The 26,883-nt window shown below is 60.6% G+C and carries 23 protein-coding genes; 21 read left to right on the plus strand and 2 right to left on the minus strand.

The features are described 5' to 3' along the window. Positions 1-34: 34 nt before the first annotated feature. From ACMV5O_RS00605 to ACMV5O_RS00705, 21 genes are all read left to right on the plus strand, one after another. Positions 35-1,150, plus strand: coding sequence for a glycosyltransferase family 4 protein (locus ACMV5O_RS00605; RefSeq protein WP_416161644.1), 1,116 nt, complete (start codon positions 35-37; stop codon positions 1,148-1,150). 112 nt (positions 1,151-1,262) lie between these two features. Next, the gene (locus tag ACMV5O_RS00610) at positions 1,263-2,189 is read left to right on the plus strand and encodes a sulfotransferase family protein (RefSeq protein WP_416161645.1); all 927 of its coding nucleotides are present in this window, start codon (positions 1,263-1,265) and stop codon (positions 2,187-2,189) included. Next, the gene (locus tag ACMV5O_RS00615) at positions 2,186-3,127 is read left to right on the plus strand and encodes a glycosyltransferase family 2 protein (RefSeq protein WP_416161646.1); all 942 of its coding nucleotides are present in this window, start codon (positions 2,186-2,188) and stop codon (positions 3,125-3,127) included. Before ACMV5O_RS00610 ends, ACMV5O_RS00615 begins: the two co-directional genes overlap by 4 nt. Before the next feature lie 202 nt (positions 3,128-3,329). Continuing rightward, complete coding sequence (locus ACMV5O_RS00620; RefSeq protein ID WP_324543450.1) at positions 3,330-4,148, plus strand: ABC transporter permease; 819 nt, start codon at positions 3,330-3,332, stop codon at positions 4,146-4,148. A 14-nt stretch (positions 4,149-4,162) separates the two neighbouring features. After that, a complete protein-coding gene (locus ACMV5O_RS00625) occupies positions 4,163-5,419 on the plus strand; it encodes an ABC transporter ATP-binding protein (RefSeq protein ID WP_416161647.1) in 1,257 nt (418 codons plus the stop codon). Between the two features lie 85 nt (positions 5,420-5,504). After that, positions 5,505-6,284 carry a class I SAM-dependent methyltransferase gene (locus ACMV5O_RS00630; protein WP_416161648.1) on the plus strand — a complete coding sequence of 260 codons (780 nt, stop codon included), beginning with the start codon at positions 5,505-5,507 and terminating at the stop codon, positions 6,282-6,284. Between the two features lie 342 nt (positions 6,285-6,626). After that, entirely contained in the window at positions 6,627-7,544 is a 918-nt protein-coding gene (locus ACMV5O_RS00635; RefSeq protein WP_416161649.1) for a glycosyltransferase, read from the plus strand. A gap of 165 nt (positions 7,545-7,709) precedes the next feature. After that, positions 7,710-9,530 carry a CRTAC1 family protein gene (locus ACMV5O_RS00640; RefSeq protein WP_416161650.1) on the plus strand — a complete coding sequence of 607 codons (1,821 nt, stop codon included), beginning with the start codon at positions 7,710-7,712 and terminating at the stop codon, positions 9,528-9,530. A 22-nt stretch (positions 9,531-9,552) separates the two neighbouring features. Then, positions 9,553-10,473, plus strand: coding sequence for a prenyltransferase/squalene oxidase repeat-containing protein (locus tag ACMV5O_RS00645; protein ID WP_416161651.1), 921 nt, complete (start codon positions 9,553-9,555; stop codon positions 10,471-10,473). Next, positions 10,466-11,596, plus strand: a complete 1,131-nt coding sequence (gene wecB, locus ACMV5O_RS00650; RefSeq protein WP_416161652.1) for a non-hydrolyzing UDP-N-acetylglucosamine 2-epimerase — start codon at positions 10,466-10,468, stop codon at positions 11,594-11,596. The genes ACMV5O_RS00645 and wecB overlap by 8 nt, the downstream gene beginning before the upstream one ends. Beyond that, positions 11,593-12,588 carry a glycosyltransferase family 2 protein gene (locus ACMV5O_RS00655; RefSeq protein ID WP_416161653.1) on the plus strand — a complete coding sequence of 332 codons (996 nt, stop codon included), beginning with the start codon at positions 11,593-11,595 and terminating at the stop codon, positions 12,586-12,588. The genes wecB and ACMV5O_RS00655 overlap by 4 nt, the downstream gene beginning before the upstream one ends. Further along, positions 12,585-13,511 carry a sulfotransferase gene (locus tag ACMV5O_RS00660; protein ID WP_416161654.1) on the plus strand — a complete coding sequence of 309 codons (927 nt, stop codon included), beginning with the start codon at positions 12,585-12,587 and terminating at the stop codon, positions 13,509-13,511. The genes ACMV5O_RS00655 and ACMV5O_RS00660 overlap by 4 nt, the downstream gene beginning before the upstream one ends. A gap of 175 nt (positions 13,512-13,686) precedes the next feature. Next, on the plus strand, positions 13,687-14,604 hold the full coding sequence (locus ACMV5O_RS00665; protein WP_416161655.1) for a glycosyltransferase family 2 protein: 918 nt from the start codon (positions 13,687-13,689) through the stop codon (positions 14,602-14,604). A 24-nt stretch (positions 14,605-14,628) separates the two neighbouring features. After that, positions 14,629-15,195, plus strand: coding sequence for a hypothetical protein (locus ACMV5O_RS00670; RefSeq protein WP_416161656.1), 567 nt, complete (start codon positions 14,629-14,631; stop codon positions 15,193-15,195). Then, complete coding sequence (locus tag ACMV5O_RS00675; protein ID WP_416161657.1) at positions 15,192-15,899, plus strand: WbqC family protein; 708 nt, start codon at positions 15,192-15,194, stop codon at positions 15,897-15,899. The genes ACMV5O_RS00670 and ACMV5O_RS00675 overlap by 4 nt, the downstream gene beginning before the upstream one ends. After that, positions 15,896-16,276 (plus strand): GtrA family protein, encoded by a 381-nt coding sequence (locus ACMV5O_RS00680; protein WP_416161658.1) that lies wholly within the window; start codon positions 15,896-15,898, stop codon positions 16,274-16,276. The genes ACMV5O_RS00675 and ACMV5O_RS00680 overlap by 4 nt, the downstream gene beginning before the upstream one ends. 31 nt (positions 16,277-16,307) lie before the next feature. After that, positions 16,308-17,432: a dTDP-4-amino-4,6-dideoxygalactose transaminase gene (rffA, locus tag ACMV5O_RS00685; protein WP_416161659.1), complete on the plus strand. Its 1,125-nt coding sequence runs from the start codon at positions 16,308-16,310 to the stop codon at positions 17,430-17,432. 29 nt (positions 17,433-17,461) lie between these two features. Then, entirely contained in the window at positions 17,462-19,549 is a 2,088-nt protein-coding gene (locus tag ACMV5O_RS00690; protein WP_416161660.1) for a hypothetical protein, read from the plus strand. Positions 19,550-19,631: 82 nt separating this feature from the next. Continuing rightward, positions 19,632-20,642 carry a hypothetical protein gene (locus ACMV5O_RS00695; RefSeq protein WP_416161661.1) on the plus strand — a complete coding sequence of 337 codons (1,011 nt, stop codon included), beginning with the start codon at positions 19,632-19,634 and terminating at the stop codon, positions 20,640-20,642. 156 nt (positions 20,643-20,798) lie between these two features. After that, positions 20,799-21,740, plus strand: coding sequence for a glycosyltransferase (locus ACMV5O_RS00700; RefSeq protein WP_416161662.1), 942 nt, complete (start codon positions 20,799-20,801; stop codon positions 21,738-21,740). Positions 21,741-21,750: 10 nt separating this feature from the next. Next, entirely contained in the window at positions 21,751-24,882 is a 3,132-nt protein-coding gene (locus ACMV5O_RS00705) for a sulfatase-like hydrolase/transferase (RefSeq protein WP_416161663.1), read from the plus strand. Here ACMV5O_RS00705 and ACMV5O_RS00710 read toward each other — a convergent pair. Both ACMV5O_RS00710 and ACMV5O_RS00715 read right to left on the minus strand, forming a co-directional pair. Beyond that, positions 24,867-25,658 (minus strand): hypothetical protein, encoded by a 792-nt coding sequence (locus tag ACMV5O_RS00710; RefSeq protein WP_324543472.1) that lies wholly within the window; start codon positions 25,656-25,658, stop codon positions 24,867-24,869. The two genes, ACMV5O_RS00705 and ACMV5O_RS00710, sit on opposite strands and share 16 nt — an antisense overlap. 23 nt (positions 25,659-25,681) lie before the next feature. After that, the gene (locus tag ACMV5O_RS00715; protein WP_324543474.1) at positions 25,682-26,827 is read right to left on the minus strand and encodes a glycosyltransferase family 4 protein; all 1,146 of its coding nucleotides are present in this window, start codon (positions 26,825-26,827) and stop codon (positions 25,682-25,684) included. Positions 26,828-26,883 lie beyond the last annotated feature (56 nt).

Consider the following 26,883-nt stretch of genomic DNA (forward strand, 5'->3'; position numbering starts at 1 on the left):
CACACCCCCGCACACCCGCATGCGTCCCCAACCCATGAGCCACAAGCCAGCAAAACCGGTCATCTGCTTCATCACCGGCAGCGCAGGCGACTGGGGGGGCGCCAGCCGTGTCCTCTACACCAATCTGCGCCAGCTCGACCGCAGCCGCATCGAGCCGATCCTGCTGCTGCCGCGCGACGGTCCGATCGTGCCCGAGTTGCAGCGCCTCGGCCTGCGTTACCACATCTGGGGCAGCCCCACCGAGCCCGGCAACCGGCTCGCCTTCCTGCGCGCCTTGTTGCGTACGGTGTTGTTATTCCGCCGCGAAAAGGTCCGGCTCGTCCACTTCAACAACCGCCCCTGGCGTCCGGCCGAAGCCCTGGCGGCACGCCTGCTCGGCATCCCCATCCTGCTTCACTTCCACGTCGTCAACGAAGCGGTCAGCCCGGTCATCCGCTGGGCCAGCGGCGTGGTGGTCGTGTCCGAGTTCGTGGCCCAGGCATCGCTGCCCCCCGAGTTGCCCAAACACGTCGTACACAACCCGGTCGACCTGCACAGATTCGACCAGGGGCGCCCCCTGCGCGAAGCGCTGGGCATCGCCCGGGACAAGCTCGTGGTGAGCTTCGTCGGCCAGATTCGCGACATCAAGGGGGTGCAGGACTTCATCGCCATGGCACGGCTCATCGACGACCCCGCGCTGGTCTTCCTCATCGCCGGCGAATGCCGCGACCCCAGAACCTTTGCCGGCGCCTACAGCGAGGACGATCTGAGCACCATGATCGGCGGCGACGCGCGCATCCGCTACATCGGCTACATCGACCGCGTGGAAGACGTCTATGCCAGCTCGGACATCGTCGTCGTCCCCTCGCGCTGGCAGGAGCCGCTCGGCCTCATCGCCATCGAGGCAGGCGCCTGCAGCAAGCCGGTCATCGCCACGCATGTCGGCGGCCTGCCCGAGATCATCGAAGACGGGCGCACAGGGTATCTGGTGGATGCGCAATCTCCCGCCACACTGGCCGAACGCGTCAAATTCCTCATCGCCAACCCCGCCCAACACGCACAGATGGGCGCCGCAGCGCGCGAGCGCATCGTCCGCCAGTTCGCTGCGAAACCAGTCGCGGCCTTCGAGGAGGTGCTCGTTCGCCATGCCAAACCCGACGCGGCCCGATGACGACACCCGCTCCCCGGCTCCCGGCCCGAGCGACTAGACTGACGGCCTTCGCGTGAGCCGTGCACAGCCGCCCACTGACCCCGCCTTCCCGCCTCCAACCCAGCCGCCCTCCATGTCCGACCTCCTGATCAAGATCGACAAGACTCTCCGCTACCACGCTGGCCGCGCCCAGCGCGCACTGCGTGCCTGCTTGTGGAACCTTCGCCGTCCCGCCGCCGACCGCCCCGTCATCGTGCTCGGCTGCTCGCGCGCCGGCACCACGGTGGTCTACAAGACGCTGTCCGAATCCCCCGAACTCGGCACCCTGCAGCGTGAAACGCACGACTTCTGGGTCGACCTCCACCCACTCGACGAGAAGCACTGGAACACCCACGCCCTCGACGCCGCCGACGCCAGCACCCAGGACCGCGACCACGTCGCGCGCTACTTCTACACCTGGACCGGCCGCCACCGCTGGGTGGACAAGAACAACCAGAACGGCCTGTGCGTGCCCTACCTGCGCGCGCTGTTCCCGGACGCCGTCTTCGTCTATGTGAAGCGCGAGCCCGGCGACAACATCAACTCGCTCATCGAAGGCTGGGGCAAGCCCGACAAGTACGCCACCTGGAGCGGCGTCTTCCCCGAGACCGTCGCCATCGACAACGGCCGCTATACCCGCTGGTGCTTCTTCCTCGCCGACGGCTGGCGCGACTACCTGCACGCGCCCATCGAGGACGTCGCCGCCTTCCAGTACCAGGCCATCAACCGCGCCATCCTCGACGCGCGCGCCAGCGTGCCGAAAGGCCAGTGGGTGGAAGTGTTCTACGAGGACCTGGTGCGCGACCCGGTCGCCGGCTACCAGAAGCTCTACGCCGACTGCGGCCTCGCCTTCACCCCCGAGGTGCGCGCCCACTGCGAGCAGGTGCTGAGCAAGCCCTACGACGTTTTCGGCGAGATCGAGCTCGACAAGTGGAAGAAGGGCCGTAATCGCGAGCGCGTCGAGCGCGTACTCGGGCGGGTCGCCGATGTCGCCAAAGAGATGGGCTACCCGCAGCGATGAGCGCCCCGCGCTTCTCGGTCGTCATCCCGGTCTACAACGGCGCTGCCTTCCTCGCGCGCGCCGTCGACTCCGTGCTGGCGCAGACCTGGCCGGCACACGAGATCATCGTCGTCGATGACGGCTCCACCGACGCCACCCCCCAGGTCGTCGCCGAGCTCGTCGCCCGCCACCCCGAGCGGGTGCGCGCCCTGCACCAGGCCAACGCAGGCGTGTCGGCCGCGCGCAACACCGGCGCCCAGGCCACCAGCGGCGACTGGCTCGCCTTTCTGGATGCGGACGACTGGTTCTACCCCGACCGTCTCGAGGCACACGCCCGCTTCATCCTCGACGAGCCCGGGCTCGACTTCCTCACTGCCGACTACGACTACCGCCGCCCCGACGGCAGCCGCATCTCGGGCTCGATGGAACTGCACGACGCCGGCCGCGCCCTACTCGCCAAGGCCGCCGGCCACGACCGCGCCATCCTCACCGCCGACGAGCTCGAGCCCTTCGTCGCCGACCACTTCGGCGACACCCACACCCTGAGCGTGCCGCGCAGCACCTTTCTCGACCTGGGCGGCTACCCTACCGGCTACCGCGTCTGCGAAGACGTGTTCTTTCTGGTCCGCCTGTGCGCGCGCAGCACCCGGATCGGCGTGGTCTGCCACCCCATCGCCGCCTATCTCATCCACGACGCCAGCGCCACGCGCCGCGACCCGCTGAGGGCCCAGGTCGACAACGTCCACACGCTCGAGGCCATGGCCCACGCCCTGCACGCCTACCCGCCGCAGGTCGCGCGCGGCGTGCGCCAACGCCTTGCGCAAGGGCGCATGAACCTCGCCTACGCCCTCGTGCGCAACGGTCGCCGGCTCGACGCCTGCAAGGCCGTGCTGCCCAACCTGTGGCAAGCGCCCGGCTGGGGCTCCTTGCGCGGCTTTGCCTCGATTCTGCGCGGCTGAGGCCGCGGCGATGACAATGGCAGGCCTGAATTCGGGTTGAGCGTGTGATAATTCATCGCCGCCGCAGTGCAGCATCGAGACAATGGCCGGGGCCCGTCATCGGGCAGGCGTGCACACGACACCCGCCCCGATGCGTCACCATGCTGTTACCCCGATCCTCAACAATGCTGCGCCTGTACCGCAGGACTTCAGACGAATCACGATGACCACCCTGTTCAAGGACATTTATCAGTACCGCGAGCTGATGGCCACGCTGGCGTGGAAGAACATCGCGCTGCGCTACAAGCAGGCCTATCTCGGCATTGCTTGGGCCATCATCAAGCCCGTGTCGCTGATGCTGATCTTCACCCTGGTCAAGAGCTTCGTCGGCATCGAAACCGGCGACATTCCCTACCCCATCCTCGTCTTCGCGGCGCTGATGCCCTGGACCTTCTTCCAGGAGTCCGCGTCCGACGGCGTCACCAGCGTGGTCGGCAATAGCCACCTCATCCGCAAGATCTACTTCCCGCGCGAGATCTTCCCCATCACCGCGGTGCTCACCAAGCTGGTCGAGCTCGGCATCAACTTCCTGATCCTGGCCGGCCTCATGGTCTGGTACCAGATGATGCCCGGCGTCTACATGCTGTGGGTGCCGGTGATCATCGCCTACACCGTCATTGCCGCGCTCACCGTGGCCTTCGTCGGCTCGGCCATCAACGTCTATTACCGCGATGTGGGCGCCGCCCTGCCGGTGCTGCTGTCGCTGCTGATGTACGCCTCGCCGGTCATCTACCCGCTGCAGCTGGTCAAGGAAAAGCTACTCGTCCAGCAGGCCGCCGGCGACTGGTCCAACGCCCTGTACACCTTGTACACCCTCAACCCCCTGGCCGGCATCATCGATGCCTTCCAGAGCGTGGTGCTGCGCAACCAGGCGCCCGATGTGCAAGCCATGCTGCCGGGCCTGATCACCGTCGCCATCCTGCTGCCGCTGAGCTACCTCTACTTCAAGCGCGCCGAAAGCTACTTCGCCGACGTCATCTAGAGAGCCGCCACCCCATGCCCGCCATCGAAGTCAGCCATCTCACCAAGGAATACCGCTTGGGCGCCCTGCAGGGCCTCAAGCAGACCCTGCTCAACACCGGCGCCCGGCTCGCCGGCCGCCCCGTACCGGAACGCCCCCTCTTCAAGGCGCTCGACGACGTCAGTTTCACCATCGAACAGGGCGAGGTCGTCGGCATCATTGGGCACAACGGGGCGGGGAAGTCGACCCTGCTCAAGACACTGGCGCGCGTGACCACCCCCAGCAGTGGCAGCGTCAAGGTGAATGGGCGTATCGCGCCGCTGATCGAGGTAGGCGCGGGCTTCGTTCCCGACTTCACCGGACGCGAGAACGTGTATCTGAATGGCGCGATCCTCGGCATGTCGCGTCAGGAGATCGATCGCAAGTTCGACGAGATTGTCGACTTCGCCGAGATGTCGGAATTCATCGACACGCCAGTTAAACGCTACAGCTCCGGCATGCAGGTAAGACTAGCCTTCGCCGTTGCTACCAGTGTCGAGTCAGACATTCTGATCGTTGATGAAGTCCTTGCAGTCGGCGACCTCTCGTTTCAGCAGAAGTGTATCGACCGAATGGACACCTTAATACGCCGAGAGGGGCGTACTGTGCTGGTTGTAAGCCATAACATCCGGCAGATTGAACGCCTCTGCTCGCGCGTAATGCTCTTAGATCATGGCCGCCTCGTTCAAACCGGAAGTCCAAGGGATGTGTGTGGTGCATTCTTTCGAATTGCACAAGAGCACAATCTGGCGCTACACCAACCACAGAACGGAATTATTGAGCCTCAGCGGGACGCTGGAGTTATTACGGTACGATCAATCGAGGCCGTCGACAAGACTGGCAAAGCAGTGAACAGCGTACGGCTACACGACCCATTGACTTTACGAGTCCGCTTCCACTGCAACCGATTGATATCAAAACCTGAAGTGATTGTCGGCTTCCATACATCAGACTTTGTGCATCTCCTTTCCGTTAGCAGCGCAATGCTCGAAGAACGGCCCGACTTCGGCGTCGGAGATCACGAGATTAGCTGCCACTTCTCAGACATTCCGTTGCGCCCCTTCACCTACGGTATTCGTCTCATATTTGTTGACCGAATGAATGCAACACTTTGGTATGGTGAAAACTTAGCCGCATTAACAATCACGCCCGGAGATCTGGATATAACAAAATTCCCAACAACGGGCCTTGTTCACATGCCTTCCACTTGGCAATTTGAGAGACAGATACCAATAGCAACCGCAAACGCCTGACTTTCTTTCGGACCACCTCCTCTTTCACACAGAAGACATCGAGCCGAATCGGCCAAACATAAGCATCTAAGACATTAAAGCAAACATGCTCCTCAACTCTACATTACTGGTTCTTTTGCTCGCGAACCTTGCTTGCGTGATTTTTGTTTACCGCAAGATCAAGAGAATTGACCTGGAAACATGGGACTTGCGGAATTCATTTTTTAAAAAGATGGACGAATGCGAGTTCCGGCTATATCGACAAATCGAATCCCTTCATGCCCTGAACTCGATTCTCGATCTAGCCACCCCGCTCCCCCCACTGCGAGACTGGGCGGGTTCTCCAGATTTTCTTCTTGAACTCTGCCGCGAGGCGATCTCAAGACGCCCTGAAACGATTGTTGAGTGCAGCTCTGGAGCATCAACAATCGTTGCTGCACGCTGCTGCCAAATTAACGGCGTTGGCCATGTCTTCTCACTCGAAAACGGGCCCGAGTTTGCCGAAAAAACTCGTAAGCTATTGAGTGAAAACGGACTAAGTGATTGGGCAACTGTCATTGACGCGCCCCTTAAAGAGTACTCACTTTCCAAAGAGAAGTATCCTTGGTATGCAACCGACTCGTTGCCAGACACCCCGATCGACCTTCTTGTTGTCGACGGCCCGCCCCGATTCCTACGGAAGCACGCAAGATACCCAGCCGGCCCAATACTTATTCCTCGCCTCAAAGAGAATAGTTTAATTATATTGGATGATGCTGACCGCGATGATGAGACCAAAATCATTCAACAGTGGCGAGATGAATTCCCCGGATTCAAAATCGAACGACGCACCGCGGAGAAGGGGTTAGCGTTATTAGTCAAGAGCAAGACAGAGATAGCACCCTAGAACCGCTCATGCAAGATCGACAATGCCATGCAGAAAATTTGTACGATCTACCCTCTGAGATAAATCAGACCGACGTAATCAGGTGACTCCGGAGAAACTGTGAAGATCCTATATGCAAGCGAGCGCCCCCCGTACCCATTTTTTACAGGGGGCGCAGCCCGTTCGGCGCACAATATGCTGACAGTCCTTGCGAGCAATCTATCTTGCAGCTGCCTTGCTATAGGCTCTCGTGATTTCAAGCCTGAATCTTGGGCTTCCCCTAGTCTCGATACGCACTCCCAACTCGGCATTCGTTCCATCACGGAGTCAGGACCAAACCTAGAGGTCGATTGTGGCTATCCCGTGCAGCTCCTCAAGGACTTCCCTGACTCCCTTCGACAGACCATTGCCGAGTGGAAGCCAGATATCGTCTGGACTCAACTTGAGGGCATCGAACTCATTGCCTCGATTGGCCTCAGCAGCAAGACGCCAACGATAGTATTTCTCCGAGACGCGGAAGATCCTGCCTCTTCCGTCAAGGCAATTGCTCGCTCTGGAGCTGCGATTATTTGCAATAGTCAGTTCATGGCAGAAAGAGTCCAGAAGCTTTGTCGGTCACGACCCCATGTCATATACCCCTCGTTCGTTCCGTTCGAGGGTACACCCGCGGGGAAGGATGGCCTCATAACCATGATCAACCCTCACCGTGTAAAGGGACTGGAAACCTTCCTTGAGATAGCCCGAAGGATGCCTGATCAACGCTTCTTGATCGTTGAATCATGGCCGCTCACGGCGGATGACAAGCGTTCGCTAACCGATACCATTTCGGTAATCGGCAACATTGAGTACTCGGACCGCGTTCCGAACATTGAGGTCATCTATAAGCGCACAAAACTGCTTGTTGTCCCCTCTGTTTGGGAAGAAGCATTTGGACGTGTCGTCATCGAAGCCGAGTCTCTTGGTATTCCGGTAGTCGCCAGCGCGCGCGGCGGCCTTCCCGAGGCGGTTGGAAAGGGCGGAGTCTGCATCGAGGACTATCTGAATGCTGAAGCATGGGTGAAGGAGATTCGAGAACTGCTCGATACCCCCATGAGATACCGAGAACTCTCGACGTTTGCCCACAGCCATGCCAGGAACGAGATTTTCTCGACCCACTATGCTGCTCAGTCCTTTCTGGACTTCGCAGCGGTAGTGGTTCAGGCGCACTCGAGGCCAACTGGAATTGCCTCCGCGCTCCGACGCGCCGTAGCACGATTCCTGCCCGCTTCTGAGACGCGCTGAAGAGCGCTCGATTAGCAAAGATCACTTCCTCGTGCCATGAAACTCATAAACGCATTCGCCATCGCAACCACGGCTTCGATGCTGTTTGCCTGCTCGGCGCCGCAGTCCGAGCCGGTCTCATTTGTCGACCGAAGTGAAGCAGCTGGGCTACGGGGGCTTTCGGGCATGACCCACGGCGTAGCCTGGGGCGATGTCGACGGCGACGGCCTGCCCGACCTCTACCTGACCAACCACCTGAATCCCCCCCAACTCCTGCGCAACCTGGGCGGCGGCCGTTTCGATGACGTCACTCAGGCGTGGTTCGACCCTGCGCACCTGGATGGCGACCGCCACGGCGCCGCCTGGGCGGATCTCGACAATGATGGCCGGCAGGATCTGGTGCAGCTCACCGGCGCCAAGATGGGCGTGGGCGAGGAACCCAAGCGCCTGTTCCTCAACCGCGACGGGCGCTTCGAAGAGGTCGCCGAGGCACTGGGGGTGGTGAACCCCCTGGGCCGCACCCGCATGCCGCTGTGGCTCGACGTCGACGGCGACGGCCAGCTCGACCTGATCCAGGGCGCCGAGACGCGCTTCGACGATGTCGAGCCGCCCTTCACCTTTCTGCAGCGCGGCAGCCGCTTCGAGGAGACGCTGCAGGCGCTCGCCTTCCGTGCCCGCACCGTGCCCTTCTGCATCGTCACCGAGCTCGACAACGACCACCATCCCGAAGTCGTCTGCCGCGTGGCCGGCAACAACCTGTCCGCACAGATCTTCAGCACACGCACCCAACCGGCGCAGGAGCTCGACCTGTTGCCGGTTTCGGCATTCGAAGACATCGCCGCGGGCGATTTCGACAACGACGGCAACATTGATCTCTTTCTCGCTCGCCGCAACCCGTCGGGCAAGGTGGCGTTCGGGCGGCCGGCAGATAACGCGCTGATCGCGGACATCACGGTGAAGGAGGCGGAGCTCGCCCAGGCCACGGCCTTCTCCTTCCGCGCCAAGGGCAAGCTCAAGCTGGTGGTGGCGCCGAAACTGCCGCGCGGGCTGATGAACCTGCAGAGCGTCCGCCTGGGGGCGCAGGGCCGGTCGCCCGAGGCGCTGGCGTTCGTGCTCGACCCGGCCGCGCCCGAGACGGCGGGCCTGCAGGCGGGCGCAGCCGAACGCCCGGAGCTGCGTATTGGCTTCGAGGCGCCCGACCGCTGGCGCGTTACCTTGGTCGGGCCCGGCACCAGCCCGGAGGGCCGCAACCGAAATGTGCAGGTGCAACTGTCGGTTGCGGCCGAGCAGGCCATCACCGACGTGAAGGCCGAAGGCGATGCCGAACGGGCCGAACACGCGCCGCAGCGCCTGTTCATGAACCGCGGCGGCAAGCTGGTCGAGGAAAGCGACAAGCGCGGCGTCAACAAGACCCCGATCGCCGCCATGAACGTGGTCGCGGCGGACTTCAACAACGACATGCTGCTCGACCTCTTCATCCTCGGCTCGGGCGACGTCGGCATGCACGACAGCCTGCTGCTGATCAACCAGGGGGACGGCAAGTTCAAGGCGCAGCCCCTCGGCAATGGGGTGACCCTGCCGCGCGCAGGGGTGGGCGACAGCGTGACGACCGCGGATTTCGACGGCGACGGCTTCGTCGACCTGCTCGTCGCCACCGGCGGCAGCATGGGACGCAGCCTTGGCCTGCCCTCGGATGGCGGCGGCTACCGGCTGTTGCGCAACACCGGCAACGACAACCGCTGGCTGCAGATCGACCTGGAGGGGACGAAGTCGAACCGGGACGGCATCGGCGCCCGCGTGTTTGTCACCGCCGGCGGCGTCACGCAGACTCGCGTCCAGGATGGCGGCATTCACCACCGCAGCCAGAACCACAGCCGGCTGCATTTTGGTCTGGCCAAGCTGGCCCAGGCCGAGCGCGTGGTCGTGCAATGGCCGAGCGGCGCCCGCCAGGAACTGACGAACGTCGGGACCAACCAGGTCCTGCGCATTACCGAACCCACGAACTGAGCCTGCTGCAAGGATCCTGAAGATGCTTTTTTGGCCGAAGAAGAAGCCGAGTTACGAACGCGCCATGGACTGGTTCAAGGCGAACATGGTGCCCGGCCAGGGGATCATCGTGCACACCCGACAAAAGGTGCCCTACCCCGAAGTCACCGGCTACTACATCCCCACGCTTTATCAGTGGGGCGAAACCGAGCTCGCCCGCACCTGCACGCGCTGGCTGATGTCGATCCAGTTGCCCGACGGCGCCTTCCCCGCACCGGATGGCACGCCCTACACCTTCGACACGGCGCAAATCATGCGCGGCCTGTGTGCCGCGATCGATGACGTGCCCGGCACTCGGGAGTCCCTGCGCCGCGCCAGTGACTGGATGCTGACCCAGGTTGCTGAAGACGGCCGGCTGATGACGCCTTCCACCGAGCTGTGGACCGGCATCGCCAGCGACCTGATCCACACCTACGCCCTGCCGCCGCTCGCCGAGGCCGGCCGGCTGCTGAACGAGCCGAAATACACCGAGGGCGCGCGCTTCGTGCTCGAGCACTACAAGCATCGCCCCGACCTGGTGCCCTTCAACCGACTGACGCACTTCCACGCCTACGCCATGGAGGCGCTGTGCGAGATGGGCGAACTCGAGCTGGCCGCGCAGGGCATGGCCGATGTGGAGCGCGTGCAGCGCGCCGACGGCAGCATCCCCGCCTACCCGGACGTAAGCTGGATCTGCTCGACCGGCATGGCCCAGTACGCGATCGTCTGGTACACGCTGGGCAAGCGCGAGCCGGCTGACCGCGCCATGGCTTATCTGGAGAAGATCCAGAACAAGTCGGGCGGCTTCAATGGCAGCTACGGAGAGGGCGCCAAGTACATCTCGGGCGCCGAAATCAGCTGGGCGGTCAAGTATTTCCTCGATGCCTGGCGACTCAAGCAGGCAGGAGTAGGCAAGCATGCTTAAGGTACTCACCGTCTTCGGCACCCGGCCGGAGGCCATCAAGATGGCGCCGCTGATCGCCGAGCTCGAGCGGCATCCGGGCCTGATCGACAACCGCAACTGCCTCACCGGCCAGCACAAGGACATGGTCGCGCCGCTGATCGAGCTGTTCGGCATCCGCGTCGATTACGACCTGCAACTGATGCGCGAGAACCAGACGCTGGAGCACATCACGGTGGCGGTGCTGCAAGAGGTCGGCCGCATCCTGCGTGCCGAGCCCTTCGACCTGGTGCTGGTGCAGGGCGACACCACCACCTCGATGGCCGCGGCCCTGGCCGCCTTCTATGCCGGCGTGCGCGTGGGCCATGTGGAAGCCGGGCTGCGCACCTTCGACAAGCACAATCCGTATCCGGAAGAATCCAACCGCAAGATGATCGATGCGGTGGCCGACGTCTTCTTCCCGCACACCGACATGGCCAAGGGCCACTTGCTGAACGAAGGCATCCCGGAGGCGCAGATCGAGGTGACCGGCAACACGGTGATCGATGCCCTGCTCGATGTCTCGAACCGGCCCTACAGTTTTGCCGGCACTGTGCTCGACACCCTGCCCTTCGGCTCGAAGCGCATCGTGCTGGTCACCGCACACCGCCGCGAGAGCTTTGGCGAGCCTTTCGAATCCCTGTGCCGCGGCCTGCGCGAGCTGGCGCTGAAGTACCGCGACGAGATCGTCATGGTCTACCCGGTGCACCGCAACCCCAACGTGCGCGCAGTGGTGAATGACGCGCTGCATGGGCTGGACAACGTGCTGCTGATCGACCCGCTGGACTACATGCCGCTGGTGCACCTGATGAAGCGCGCCTACATGGTGCTGACCGACTCCGGCGGCCTGCAGGAAGAAGCGCCCAGCCTGGGCAAGCCGGTGCTGGTGATGCGCAAGGTCACCGAGCGCCCCGAGGGGGTGGCAGCCGGCACGGTGCGGGTCATCGGCACGGACGCCGACACCATCGTGGCCGAGGCCTCGCGCTTGCTCGACGATGCGGACGCCTACCATGCGATGGCGTCCAAGGTGAATCCCTACGGCGACGGCACCGCCAGCCAGCGCATCGTGCGCCGCATCCTGGCCGACGCGGGACTTTCCGCCAAATGAGCGTAAGCGCTTCGACCACCACGCCGCGGGTGAGCATCGTGATGCCCACCTACAAGCGGGCGCACCTGCTGGGCGGGGCGATCGAGAACGTGCTGGCGCAGTCGTTCCGGGACTTCGAGCTGATCGTGGTCGACGACAATTCGCCCGACGACACCCCACAGGTGGTGGCCCGCTTCGACGACCCGCGCATCCGCTACGTGCGCAACGAGCCCAACCTGCGCCTGCCGCGCGCGCTCAACCGCGGCTTTGCGCTGGCGCGCGGGCAGTACCTGACCTGGACCTCGGACGACAACTTCTTTGCCGACACCGCGATCGAGCGCATGGTGCAGGTGCTCGATCGTGGCGATTGCGACCTGGTGTACGCGGACTACTACATGTTCGCCGAGGTCGACGCCGTCGGCCGCCCCACCGACGCCAAGCACGATCGCCTGCCCGCCTCGCTGCAGCTGGACAAAGGCAACCACATCGGCGCCTGCTTTCTGTATACCCGGCGTGCCTATGAGGCGGTGGGCGACTACGACCCGGAGCTGTTCCTGGTCGAGGATTACGACTACTTCATCCGCATCGCCAAGCAGTTCGAGGCGTGCCACATCGCCGAGCCGCTGTACTACTTCCGCCGCGACGACGACACGCTGTACCTGTCGCGCTTTGCCGAGGTGAAGGCATCGGACGTGCTGGTGCGCTACAAGAACGGGCTGATCGACGAGAACCAGCTCGTCGACGGGATGGTCGGGCTTCTGGCACGGAACCCGGCCGGCCTGAAGAACCGCACGCTCGGCGGTCTGCACGGGTTCTTGAAGAAGCGCTCGTATCGCCTGTCGCAATGGCATGAGAAGCTGATGCGCGATTACCTGTCGCGGCAACTGCGGCCGCGCGCGGCGACAGTCCTCGCACAGTACAAGGCCGGCCAGCTCTCCTTTGGCCAGGCGCGAGATGCGCTACGGGAGCTGATGCAAGGCCTGGGCGCAATCGAATACCGGACAAGTCCATGAAACTGATCGACGACCTCATCACCGCCTTCAAGGGGCCCGCGCAGGCCCGCGCCGCCCATCGTCAAGCCCTGCTGCGGCAGCCCAGCGTCGCCCGCGGCGTCGAGATCCTGCGCGCCCACACCCAGGCCGACGAGGACGACACCGAATCGCCCATCTTCCTGTTGTCGGCCGGCTGGCGCTCGGGCTCGACCATGCTGCAGCGCCTGATCATGTCCGACTCGCGCGTGCTGATCTGGGGCGAACCCTACGACGAGTGCGGCACCATCCAGGCGCTCGCGGCCGGCATGAAGGCCTTCCGCGAAGGCTGGCCGCCATCCGATTACTTCTACGACGGCAGCGCGCCGCAGGATCTGTCGGGCGAATGGATCGCCAACCTGTTCCCGGGGCTGCAGGACCTGCGCCGGGCCCACCGCGCGTTCTTCGACACCTTGTTTGCCGAACCCGCGCGCCGCGCCGGCGCCGAGCGTTGGGGGATCAAGGAGGTGCGGCTGACGGCCGAGCACGCGCATTACCTGAAGTGGCTGTATCCCAAAGCGCGCTTTCTGCTGCTGTACCGCAATCCGCTCGAGGCCTATCGTTCGTACGCCCGATATGGACGGAGCTGGTATGACGTGTTCCCGGATCGGCCGGTGTTTACACCCAGCCACTTTGGAGCGCACTGGAGCGAGCTGATGAGAGGCTACCTGCAGGAAGCCGAGCACTTGGATGCCCTGCTCGTACGCTACGAGGACCTAATTGGAAAGCAACCACCACTCGAGGCCCTTAATGCCTATCTTTGTACCGAGGTAGACCGTAGCGTGTTGACGAACAAGGTGGGCAGTTCCGAGCTAGGCGGCGCGAAGGTCGTAATTAACGCACTCGAAAGATCCTTGCTTCGACGGCACGTCAAAACGATCTCGGACCAACTTGGATACGTCCTCTAGCCCTCCCGAAATTCGATGAAGAAACGCGCCCACTCGATTGCGCTGGAACCCTAGAAACCTCAAGACTATGACCTTCAGTTGTAGGGCTCCTCTCCGTACCACAAGAAACTTATCTAATCCTACTATTTTCCGCTGAGTCTCAGAGATCAGCGTTTTCTGCCAGAAAGAGCTAATCGTGCGCCTCGACCTTTCCATCGTCATCCCCGTGTTCCGTTCGGCGGCCACACTCCCAACACTCTACAAGCGCTTAATCGACTCTCTCGAGCCAACCCAACTCTCTTTTGAGATCATCGTGGTAGAAGACTGCGGCGGCGACAACTCATGGGAGGTCATATCCCGGATCGCGCAAATGGACAACCGCGTTTTTGGAATTCAGTTGAGCCGCAATTTTGGCCAACACGCCGCGACCATTTGTGGATTCGCTCAATCCCGTGGCGAGTGGATCGCCACCTTGGATGATGACCTAGAACAACCCCCCGAAAAAATTCCCGAACTAGTGCAAAAAGCGCAAAGCGGTTTCGATCTGATCTATGGGGTATACCCACAGCGAACCCACAAACCTTGGCGAAATATCACATCATCAATTGCACGCTGGCTGTTCAAGAAGGCGATTCCGTCACTGAACGACACGTACACCAGCTTTAGAGTAATCCGGGGCGACATCGCGCGCGAACTCCAGCGGTTTGACTCGCCATTTCCCTTTGTTGACGGCTACCTATCTTGGCTGACGAACCGCTGCACTACAGTTGAAGTACCTCATGAGTCGCGGCTTCATGGACAAAGCAACTACACGATCCGCAAACTGATCACTCACACGATCAACATCTTTGTGACCTTCTCAGACGCACCTTTAAGAATCGCCTCTTGGGCTGGAATACTCGCATCCGCGATGGGAATAACATGGCTTCTTGTCATCGTGATGCGTTACCTCCTAGGAGGAATTTCGGTCTCCGGCTTTGCCTCAATCATGGCCGCAATTCTTTTCTTCGGCGGCATACAACTCCTCGTCCTTGGAATTTTCGGAGAGTATCTTGGCCGCATGAACTTTAAAACATCAAAAAAGCCACTTTACCTAATCGGTCGCCGGACTTGAAACACTAATTCGCTGAGCTAGGTGATGAAACTATTGATTTACGGCTCGATGGATTTCGCAAATACAGTCTCTGCGCTCGCAACAGACTGCGGCCACGACGTCATCGGATTGATTGACGATTTTAATACTGGACCGGGAATCATTGGAAATTTCGAATCGACACGACTGTCGCACCCGCCAGAAACCCATGGAGTCGCGGTCGCCATTGGATACAAGAATCTCCACGCACGCCAAACCATCTGCGCCCGTGTTCACGCATCTGGATATCAAACACCGTCACTTATTCACCCGCGCGCTTATGTTGCCAACTCTGCTTCAATAGGCCACGGCTGTATGATAATGGCAGGCGCTATAATTGATGTTCGTGCACGTATCGGCAATTTCGTTGTCGCTTGGCCAGCAGTGTGCATAAACCACGATGTGGTGATCGGTGAAAATACATTCCTCTCCCCGTCAACAACGGTCTGCGGGCATTCTCAGATTGGACGAAATACATTCATAGGTGCTGGCTCAACGATTTCGGACCATTGTGAAGTACCCCCTTCGAGTTTTCTCAAGCTTCAAACACGCTTCACAGGGACAACACAATGAAAACGATCGTGGCTCTTCAGTCCAACTATATTCCATGGAAAGGGTATTTTGACCTAATTCACGACGCTGACGTATTCATATATTATGATGACGTCCAATATACGAAGAACGACTGGCGGAACCGGAATAAGATCAAGACACCCACTGGAGCCACATGGCTCACTATCCCTACAGGCTCCGCCATCAAGAGCAGGATATGCGAGATAGAACTTCCAAATTCCACGTGGCAGATAAAGCACTGGAAGTCAATCTCCCAGAACTACAGCCAATGCCCCTATTTTAAAGATTACAAGGATTTTTTTGCGCAGATCTATCTCGATCGCCAGTGGAAAAACCTGTCTGAACTAAATCAGTTCCTAATTTCGAATATATCCAAACTTATCCTTGGAATAGAAACGGAATTTCTCGATTCTCGAAATTTTAATCTGAAAGGATCCAAGCAAGACAGGCTATTAGATCTTCTTTCCCAGGCACAAGCCACGGAGTACATTTCCGGCCCTGCGGGTCGTAGCTATATCGACGAAAACGAGTTCTTTAAGGCCGGAATTTCGTTGAAATGGAAGGACTATCAAGGCTATCCTGAATACAGCCAGCGCCATCCACCTTTTGATCACAATGTAACCATTCTTGACCTCATTTTTAATACAGGCCCCGAAGCCTCTTATTATATCTGGGGATGGCGAAATCACTCCACGAAGAAATGACTGCAACAATCACACAATTTCTTCGCTACGCGGTCGTTGGCTTAACATCTAATGCGGTTGGGTACGTCATTTATCTCGCCTTAACGGCAAACAACGTCTCCCCCAAGCTGTCAATGACAATTCTCTACGTTATAGGCATTTTTCAGACGTTTGTTTTCAACAAGCGATGGTCTTTTCAATACTTTGGAAGAAACCGTATCGTATTCTTAAAATACTGCCTCACCTATGGTCTTGGCTATGCTATTAACTACGCCATACTTGTTTATTTCGTTGACATACTTCAACTCCCTCATCAGATAGTTCAGGGAGTCACAATCCTCGGGCTGGCATGCTTAATTTTCACGCTCCAGAAGCTCTGGGTTTTCCGACAGTCGTGACATACTCATACCTTGCAAGGGTTACCCAAAAATGGTTCCGTTCAACAAGCCTTACATGACGGGAAAGGAGCTCTGGTATATCGCGCAGGCACACGCGAACGGCCACCTTGCCGGGGATGGAAGCTTCACTCGCATGTGCTCACGATGGCTCGAGACTCGCACCGGATCCTGCAAAGCGCTCCTCACACACTCATGTACGGCGGCGCTTGAAATGGCAGCGATACTTGCTGACGTCCAACCCGGTGACGAGGTCATCATGCCCTCATACACCTTTGTCTCGACGGCAAACGCATTCGTCTTGCGGGGCGCGACGCCGGTTTTCGTCGATATTCGACCCGACACTCTGAATATCGACGAGTCCCTTATCGAGGAGGCAGTCACTGCAAGGACTCGCGCTATCGTCGTGGTCCACTATGCAGGAGTGGCTTGCGAGATGGACACGGTGATGGATATCGCCAAGCGGCATGGACTGCTTGTGATCGAGGATGCCGCACAAGGCATCATGTCTTCTTACAAAGGTCGCCCGCTGGGCTCGATCGGCCACTTGGGTGCGCTGTCCTTCCATGAAACGAAGAACATTATCTCAGGGGAGGGTGGTGCTCTATTGGTTAACGATGAGCAGTTCGCCAATCGCGCTGAGATCATCAGAGAGAAGGGCACAAACAGAAGTCAGTTCTTCAGGGGACAGGTCGATAAGTACACCTGGGTGGATACAGGCTCCTCGTACTTACCCGGTGAATTGATTGCTGCCTTTCTTTGGGCACAGATGGAAGAGGCGGATTCGATTACACGCACAAGGCTGGGTATCTGGAGTACATACCACGACGCCCTGAAGAATCTGGAGAGCGCAGGGAAGCTCCGACGACCAATGATCCCCGGCGGCTGTGAGCACAACGCTCACATGTATCAGGTCCTGCTGCCCACGCTCGAGAAACGCACTGAATTCATCGCCACCTTGAGCGATGGTGGCATCCACAGCGTTTTTCACTATGTACCTCTTCACTCCTCACCTGCAGGGCGCCGCTACGGTCGCTCGACGGGCGACTTGCCTCACACAACCGAGCTGGCAGCGAGGCTCGTTCGACTGCCTCTCTGGCTCGGCGTCGAGGAGCACCAGAATGAAGTTGTTGAGAAGGTCATCGCCGCAGCGCGGTAATTCGGGATCGCTCTCCAATCGAGGCCAAGGTGGAAAAAATATTATCGCTAACGCGACGCAAGGCACTGTACTTCTTTGTCTTGTCCGCGCTGGCGCTCGGGTTTTCTGCGGTGCATTGGATTTCCAATCCGTATCGCATGGCAACTTGGATCGATTCCGCGGACACAGCCCACATTGTCATTGATGCCCGATGCCGAGACGGACTCGGCGCGCTTCGGCACCGGCAGGTTGTAACAGCCGGCTATCATGAGTATCGGCTTCCACTGCCCCGCTGCGAACTGGCTTCTGTCTCGCTCAGGAGCGACAATAAGACGAGTATCGCCCAGTCCGTGTCGCTGACGGCAATCACTTATTACGGCAAGCGCGTATCCACACTACGTGGCCCGGAAAGGCGCCTTGGGGGCGAGGGCATTTTCGCCCGTGACACGCGCCCAAGCAGGAAGGACTCTCTGCCCATTTCACAACCGCAGGTTTGGGATGTTAGCAACATCGACACTCGAGTGGCTCGTGTCATCTGGCCACGTTGGGCCTTCGTGTTGCTCATTCCACTTTGCTGGCTCGCTGCACACTATCTGGCAAGTAACCGAGCGTATGCCGGGCCCCAGACATCGCACTGCGATATCTGGATCGGCCTTTCACTGGTCGCCTTAACCCTCGTGACCACGATGACGCTCGTCGCAAGAACCGACGTTTCTGTTCACCCGGACGAACTGTCACACGTCGGCAGCGCGCACTATTACTTCGATCACTGGGTCAAACCAAGGATCGGTTCGCCCGAGACACTGGAAGCGCACAGGACCAATCGCTACGGTGTGGCATACATGACGGGAACCGATCCCGTCTACCTGATGGCGGCAAAGTTTGCAGTTGCAGTCTGGCCTCTGGTACAGAACGACGTTGTAGCGCTCAGGCTGTTCAACGTAGCGCTGCTCGGCCTGCTGGTATTTGGTGCTGCTTTTTCCCTGCAAGTGCGGATTGGAGTCATTCCACTACTTTTCGTGCCTCAGGCCTGGTATGTGTTTTCGTATTTCAATGGGGACGCCCTACCCCTCTTCCTGGCCGTACTCGTGATGGTTGGCGCAATGCGCCTCGGGCAGCGTGTGAGAGCCGGGAGCTCCGCGGGAGGGACTCGCATGCTTGCGCTTCTCGTTGGCGCCTGCGCGGGCTTATTGCTGCTTTCAAAGCCTAACTATTGGGTAGTTTTTGGCGTTATTTTTCTGCTATACGTCGCGGAAATGGAGCGAATGCCGACAAAGCGCTTCATTACGCTGGCTCTTGGCTGGATAGTTGCACTCAGCGGCGTATTTCTCCTTCTCGACACAAGACGTTCGGAGGACAGCAGCGCAATTGCAGAGATCTTGATCCTTCTCGGCTTGCTCCTCGTTGCCTGGCCGATGACAACGGTTCTCCGATGTCTCTTTACTACGCTTGCGCAGAACGTTCGCGCGCGCAATACACTCTGCATCTTTGTTGGTGCTGCATCGATCGTCATTTTCATGAAGATGATCGACGAGAGCTGGAACAATCCACTGCCCCTTACAAGCGAGAGATCCTCGATACTAAGCGCGGCAATCGAATCAAATGCCTCACCTGCCTTCAAGCCCAGCTCGATCGGGGATGGCCAGGCGTCCAAGAATTTTCACCTTTACGAGCAGGGAGTCAGCCTGACTGAAGTATTGACTGAGCGGGAGTGGTTCTCGTGGAGCCTCCGGAGCTTTGCGGGGGTTTACGGATACCTCAACATCGGCCCCCCAGCCTTCTTTTCTTATCTGGTCATTGCGCTGATCATTGGCACTTGGGTTGTTATATTCGCACTAAGCGGTAGAGTGGGCTGCCAGTCTCCGTCAAGGGGAAGGGTCCAACTGGCGATGGCTGTAGGGATTTTTACCGTTCTTTCGGCAGCCATTGGGTTTAGCTGGCTTTATGACTTCCAGCCTCAGGGCCGTTACCTGCTTCCGATTCTTCCATTCTTGAGCGGAGGCCTTGCACTCAGCAACAGACGGATTCTTGAAAACACTCATCTTACGAAGGCCGTTTCGCTCGGCGTGTTGATTTCCTCAGCCTCGTTTCTACTGATTGCACTCAGTGGAATTCCAAAGTCACCTGGTCTTTACTAGAAGCTATTCTTGGTACGCCGGAACTCCTGAACGGACTCCGGCTATAGCGGCGTGAAGGGCTTCAGCTTATGCGGCAGATTACTTGAGCAAGATAACGATACCGGCGGGTCAACTAATGGTTAGCAGATTACTTCAAGACGTTTCGGGTATTTTCAATTCAGGGATTGACCTACTGCGGGAAAGACGGCTTCCCTGGCGCCTGACTAAATGGTTGGCGCAACGCCAACAGGACAAGCTCCGTCGTGAGAGCGATGTTAAGGTGTTGGCTACACGTCCATTTCTTACCGGCGCAGATCATCCTGATTTCGAACTTCACATGCTGCTTGGACGTAACCACGTAGGCATGGCGCTCTGGGCAGTAAAGAGCTTTCTGAACGCCACAGGACGCGCTTTTACTGTGGTCTTGCACGACGACGGCACCCTGTCGGAGATCGATATCACGACACTGACTACGCATCTGATCGGCGTGAGAGTGGTCCGCAAGAATGAAGCTGACGCCATATTGAGGCAGAAACTTGCTGCTTACCCAAACTGCCTAGAGTATCGATTTACATCGCGTGACACAACCGATCATCGTGGCGCGAAGTACAACATGCGCATCTTCTCGTTGCGATTGTTCGACTTCAACCTTCTTTCGGAGGCGAAGAAGACATTGGTCCTTGATGCTGACGTGCTTTTTTTCAAGGAGCCGACCGAAATTCTTCAGTGGGCGACATCGCCTTCCGACGGGACGAGTTTATATAGCGTCGAACAATATCTCCCGGTCCGTGATAGCAGGAATAATATTGTCCGATTCGATCTTAAGACTCCAAGACCCACGGCTGCTAATGCTGGCCTTCTCTGCTTCGACAAAAAGGCGCTTGATCTTGCGCTTGTAGACAAGTGGATCGGGGAGCACCGTGACCTGATGGACAAGTATGCAACCTTTGAACAAGCTGCGTATAACTTCCTGATCCTGCGTGAGGGCAAGGCTACGCCGTTGCCTGATACTTATTCGTTCAACTACACAGATGACCTAGTGATGGCAACGCACTTTGCGATCAAGGTTCGTTTTTTTGAGAACGTCTCGAGATTGAGCGGCGCTTTGGCCTAACCCCCCCTCGGACACAAGAGGTCTCCACGCTTGATATGAGGGTGAATGCGTCGTATCTCGCAATGAAGTCGTTTCGGCATCCTCAACGTGGTGGATGCGGCCCATTGAAATCAACCTCCAACACATTGGGTACGTTGGCCCTACAGGAGCAGAGTTTTGCAGTCCGAGTCCCCCACCAGTTCGATCATCGTGTGCACCTATCAGCGCGCCGAATCCCTGCGTGAAACCCTTGCTGCACTGAAGGCACTGGAGATCGCGCCGGGCCGGTCGGTTGAATTCATCGTGGTGGACAACAATTCAAGCGACCACACGCGACAGGTGGTGGAGCAGTGCCAGGGTGACTGGCCGGCTTTGCGCTACGAGTTCGAAGGGGCGCAGGGCCTGTCCCACGCGCGCAATCACGGGATAGTGTGTGCACGGGGCGACACCATCCTCTTCACCGACGACGACGTGCTGCCTGCCCCCGACTGGCTGGAGCAGACCATCGCCGGCCTCGAGCGCTACGGCGCCGACGCCTGCGGCGGCTACATCGCGCCGATCTGGGAGGCCCCGCCCCCGGCCTGGCTAACCGAGCGCTTCTACGGTTTTCTGGCCGTGCGCACCGACCGCGAGGACGACTACCCGATCGACTCGCCCTCGCTCGCCCCTTTCGGCGCGAACATGGCGTTTCGCCGGGCGGTGTTCGACAAGGTGGGACTGTTCGACACCGAGCGCGGCCGCAAGGGCAAGGTGTTGGCTAGTGGCGAGGACGGCGAGATGTTCGAGCGCATCCTCGCTGCGGGGATGAAGGCCGTTTTCCTGGGCAGGTCGCGCGTCCGCCACAAGGTTGAGGCCTTCCGCATGACCAAGGCCTATATCCGGCGCTGGCGCAGGCAGACGAGCCGCAATCTGGCCCTGAGCAAAGGCCTGCCCGGAAGCCGCAGGATCTTCAACATTCCGCTGTATCTTTTCCCGCAGTTCCTGCGGGCGGTGGGGCGGATGATCGGGGCCCGGTTCAGTGCATCGGCGGACGAAGCCTTCAACCGTGAGATCATCGTGTTCCACTTCATCGGCACGTTCGAGGGCCTGTTCAAGGCCCGCACATCGCCACGCGCATGACCCTGATGCCATGAAGACCGCCGCCACGCATCCGCGCACGCTGACCGTCCTGATCTGCACCCACAATCGCGTGGAGTTGTTGAGCCGCGTGATCCACTCGCTCAATGCGGCCCGCCTGCCCACCGACTGGCGAGTCCGCCTGTTCGTCGTGGCCAACGCCTGCACGGATGGCACCCACGCGTTTCTGGACGATTACGCCCGCCACGGCCACCCGCTGCCCCTGCAATGGATTACCGAACCGACACCGGGCAAGTCGCATGCACTCAACCGGGCCTTGCCCATGCTCGAGGATGCGCTGGTAGCCTTCGTCGATGACGACCATCGGGTGCACGAGGACTACCTTCTGGAAGTCGCGCGCGCCGCCGAGCGCTGGCCCGAGGCCGGACTGATCTGCGGCCGCATCCTGCCCGACTGGGATGGCAGTGAGCCGCACTGGGTGCACGAGGACGGCCCGTACCGAATCTACCCCCTTCCCGTCCCCCGCTACGACCAGGGCGACGCGCCGTTCGAGATCGACCCCGATGGGCCGATTCCGGGTGGCGGCAACCTTGCCGTACGCCTGGAGGCGATTGCAGCCACCGGCCCCTTCGCCACCGAACTCGGGCCGACCGGCCACGATCTGGGTGGTTCGGAAGACGCCGACTGGATCCTGCGTGCGCTGCGTACCGGCGCCCGCCTGCAGTACGCGCCCGAGATGGTGCAGTACCACTATGTGGACAACGAGCGCCTGACCCTGAGCTACATCGCGCGCAAGGGCTTCCAGCGCTCGCGCTCGGTCACCCGGGTGCGCTCGGAACACGATGCCGTGCCGCGCTACATGTGGCGCAAGGTCGCCACCTACGGCGTGCAACTGGTTTGCTCGATGAGCATGCAGGCGCGCCGCTTTTATCTCGTGCGGCTCGCATCGGCGCTCGGCGAGGTCTCCGGCATTCGCGACCAGGCGCGGCGCAAGCGTCAGCGTGCGGCCCTGCCCTTGCTGGCGCAGGACTGGGCGAGTTGGGGCGTGCTTGTGTTTGGCCTGGCCGCGCTCGTCGTCGCCGGCGTGATCGGGCGGCAGTGGCTGGGCGAGGCCCTGCTGGCCGCCGCCCTGGTTGCACTTCCGCTCACGGTGGCGCTGCTGGCCAAGTCGGTGCGGGACTTCTCGCGCACCGGCCCGAAGCTGCAGGACGAGATCGTGCAGCGCTACAGCGGCTATGTGATCTATGCGCTCGGCCGCCTCGCCTTGTTCGCGTTCGTGATCGCCACTTTTCTGGGCTTTCCCGGCGGCATGCTCTGGCTTGCCGCTAGCGACACGCTCGGCCTCGACTCGCCCGCCTGGGGGACGGCCCTGGGCGCGGCCCTGAGCCTTGCGCTGGCAACCGTCTATACCGCCTGCCGCGCGCTGGCGCTGAACCCGGGCCTCATCATCGCCTCTTGGTCGTACCGCACCGCCCGCGTGCACCGGCTGTGGCGCGCCTTGTCGCCCCGCGGCCTGAACCTGATCGCCGGCGCGCTGGTTGCGGGGGCGTCGCTGATGGTGCTGATGCTGGCGGCGCTGCGCGCGCGCGAAGGCGCTCTTGCCGAAGCGCTCGCCCTGGTGCTGGCCAGCCTCGGCTACCTGAGCCTGGTGGTATTCGCGATCCGCGAGCCGGTGGCGAGCGCACACCCACGGGCGCGTCCGGGACGTCCCAACCTGCTGATGATCGGCAGCGACACATTGCGAGCGGACCGCATCGGCGCGATCCGCAACGGCATGTCACTGACTCCGAACATCGATCAGTTTGCCGCCCTCGGCACCCGATTCACGAGTTGCTATGTGCCTTGCGCGCGCACCGCACCGAGCCTGATCTCGATGCTGACCGGCACCTGGCCCCACCATCACGGCGTGCGCGACAACTTTGTTGCCGACGCCGACAAGGCGCTTGCGTGCCCCACCCTGCCCAAGGTGCTGCGCCAGTTGGGTTATCGCAATGCGGCGGTGTCGGACTGGTGCGGGGCCGACCTGGGCAAGTTCGACTTCGGCTTCGACATACTCGACTTGCCCGAAGACCAATGGAACCTGAAGTACCTGATCCGCCAGGGGCCCAAGGACATCCGGCTGTTTCTTTCGCTGTTCCTGCACAACCGCATTGGCCGCCTGTTGCTGCCCGAGCTGTACTATCTGGGAGGTGTGCCGCTCACGAGCCAGCTCGGCCAGCGCGGACGGCACATGGTGTCCCGCCTGGCGGCGAGGGGCGAGCCCTTCTTCCTGAATCTGTTCTACTCCACCACCCACCCGCCCTTCGCCTCCGAGTACCCCTACTACGTGCGCTATGCCGAGCCCGGTTACAAGGGCGAATCCAAATTCGCGATGGCGCGGCTGACCGAACCCTTCGAGATCATCCGTCGCCAGGGGGAGCCGCGCGAGGAGTTCGATCTCGACCAGATCCTGGCGCTGTACGACGGTTGCGTGGCCCAGTTCGACGACGAGGTCGGCAGGATGATCCGGCATCTGGACGCCAGCGGACTGCTGCAGGACACGTTGGTGGTGCTGTACAGCGACCATGGCATGGAGTTTTTCGAGCATGGCACCTGGGGCCAGGGCAATTCGGCGCTGGGCGACTTCAGCGCACGCGTGCCCCTGATCATGGCGGGCCCCCATGTGCCGGCCGGGCAACGCGTCGATCAGGTCGTGCGCACGGTGGACCTGATGCCGACACTGCTCGACCTGCTCGATGCCCCCTCGGTGAAATGCGATGGCCGCTCGCTACGGCCTGCCATCGATGACCCGCGGCACGACCTGCAGTTGAACGCCTTCAACGAGACCGGCATCTGGGTGGCGAATGTGCCTGGCCTGCCCGAGGGGCACCTGAGCTACCCCGACCTGCTGCAGTTGCTGGACGTGCCCGATGACAGCACCGGCACTTTGTCGGTCAAGGACGTCTACCGGGAGCCCACGCTACGCGCCAAGGACCGCATGATGCGCGATGGCCGCTGGAAGCTGGTTTATCAGCCGCTCGAAAACGGCGTGCGACTCTCGCTTTACGACGTGATCAACGACCCGGGTTGCACCATCAACCTCGCTGCCCAGCATGCGGACGTGGTGGCGCGCCTCTACCCCGAACTACTGGCCTGGATGCGTAGCGACGGCGCCCTGCCCGTCACGGATCACTGCCCGGTCTGAAACGACTCGCGCCACCGCTGCTGGATCTCGTCGGGCGGACAGAAGCGGCAGCCTCGCTCGACGGTGGGATCGGCGTTCGTCTGCTGCGACTCGGCCGACACAGGCTCTGCTGCAACTGCTTCGGTTTGTGGCGCGTTCGCCTGCGCTGCGGATCCCGAGGAACTTGGAGTTGCAGTGGCAGGAGATTCGGCCTTTACGACCGGTTCCGGGAAGGGCTTCTTGCCGCCGTTGTCGAGATAGGCCTTTTGCAGCCGTTTGGATTCCGGCAGGTACTTCAGCCCCTCGGTGGCTGTTTCAAGCGCCGCACTGCGTGTACCCATGCCGACCTGAAGCTCGATCAGGCTGACATAGGCCGCTTCGAAGCCGCGATTGAATGCGATCGCCGCGTGCAGTTGCGACTGCGCCTCAGCAGTCTCCCCGAGTTGCATATGAACGCGTGCCAGTTCCACATAGACCTGAGGACGAAACCAGAGGTCTGGCGTAGTGTGGCTGATGACATACCTATACTCGCCCTTGGCGTTATTCAGGTAGAAGCGACGGTCCTTGGGGTAGGTGCGGGCCCGATTGACAAACTTTAAGCCCTCGCAATAGTGGTGCATCTGCCCCCAGTTGTGAGCGCCGAACTGCGCGACATAGTTCGAGGGATTGTTGCCTTTCATCTTTGCCATGCAGAGAGGGGGCAGCGCTGCGAGCTCAGCATCGGTCATGCCGTACGGCAACACCGCAGCCGCCTTAAGCGGTAAGAGAAGCGACACGGCCAGTAGGAGTCGTTTCATGGGAGACGTCACTAAAAAGGGCATCAACGAATCTGCAAGCCTTGCGTTCTCAGGGCAACCGCACCCCAACTGAGCGACTGGGTGACACGATCCAGCGCCGCAGAAGCATAGCGCTGGTCATGCACGGGATCATCGAGGACAGCAAGCAAGGCGCAGCGTAAGCCTTCGACCGACTCGCCGTCCACCTGCAAGCCGGTCACCCCATCCAGCACGGCCGAACCGGTCCCCCCGGCTCGCCCAGCGATTGCCGTCTTACCGCAAGCAGCGGCTTCAAGAAAGACGATGCCGAAACCCTCGGTATCACCGTCGATCTCACGATTCGCCAGCACGAAGACGTCGCAAGCGTTGTACCAGCGCGGCAGGTCCTGCATAGCCACATGGCCCAGACGGTGCACCCGCCCTGCCACACCAGTGCTCTCCGCGAGCTCTCCAAGATAGGCCTCATCCTCGCCAATGCCGATGATGGCGTAATGCACGTCCAGGCCCGACTCGAGCAACGAGGGCAGGCAGCGGATCACGGTATCGAAGCCCTTGCGCCGGCTGAGCCGCCCGACGGACAGGATCAGTTTGGCGCCTGTCGCCAGCCCAAGGCTGTCGCGAAGGTCCTGAAACGGCAGTCCCGGCCGGAAACGCTCGGTGTCCACGCCGGGATGGATGATCTCGATGCGCTCCGGCGCGACACCCATGCCTAGCAGCGTGTCACGTGTGAAGTCGCTGTTCGCAATTACCTTGTCCGCATGGCGCAGCGCAAAGCACATCGCCTTGTACTTGTTTCCCCTGCCCCAGCCGGTGAGCTCCTCGCCATGCGCGTAGATCACCACCGGCCGGAAGGTGAGCCGGGCGACCAGCCAGGCCACCAGCCCTTCGGGCAACGCGCGGCCGGCATGGATGGCGTCGAAGCGGTTCGTCAGCGCCAGCCATAGCGAAGTGAAGAAGAACTTCGCATACATCAGCAGCGACTCCGGCTTGAGCCAGGGCACGCGCTTGAGCGACAGGCGATGGATGGCGTTGGGGTGATCGCGGTCGTACTCGGCCGCCCCCGGCACATCAGCGGTGACGATGTGGATCTCCTTGCCGCCCAGGCGGCGGTAGACCTCGTCGAACCAGACGGCCGTCCCGCCCTTGGTCGGCAGGAAGAGTTCGGTGAGGACCAGGTAGCGTTTGGACATGATCTTGTTGCAGACAAACACAGTTAGTGCAGTGAAATGGTGAGCTAGCTTCAGCC

It is taken from the genome of Thauera sp. WH-1 (assembly GCF_047806685.1).
In the GTDB taxonomy this organism is placed as follows: domain Bacteria; phylum Pseudomonadota; class Gammaproteobacteria; order Burkholderiales; family Rhodocyclaceae; genus Thauera.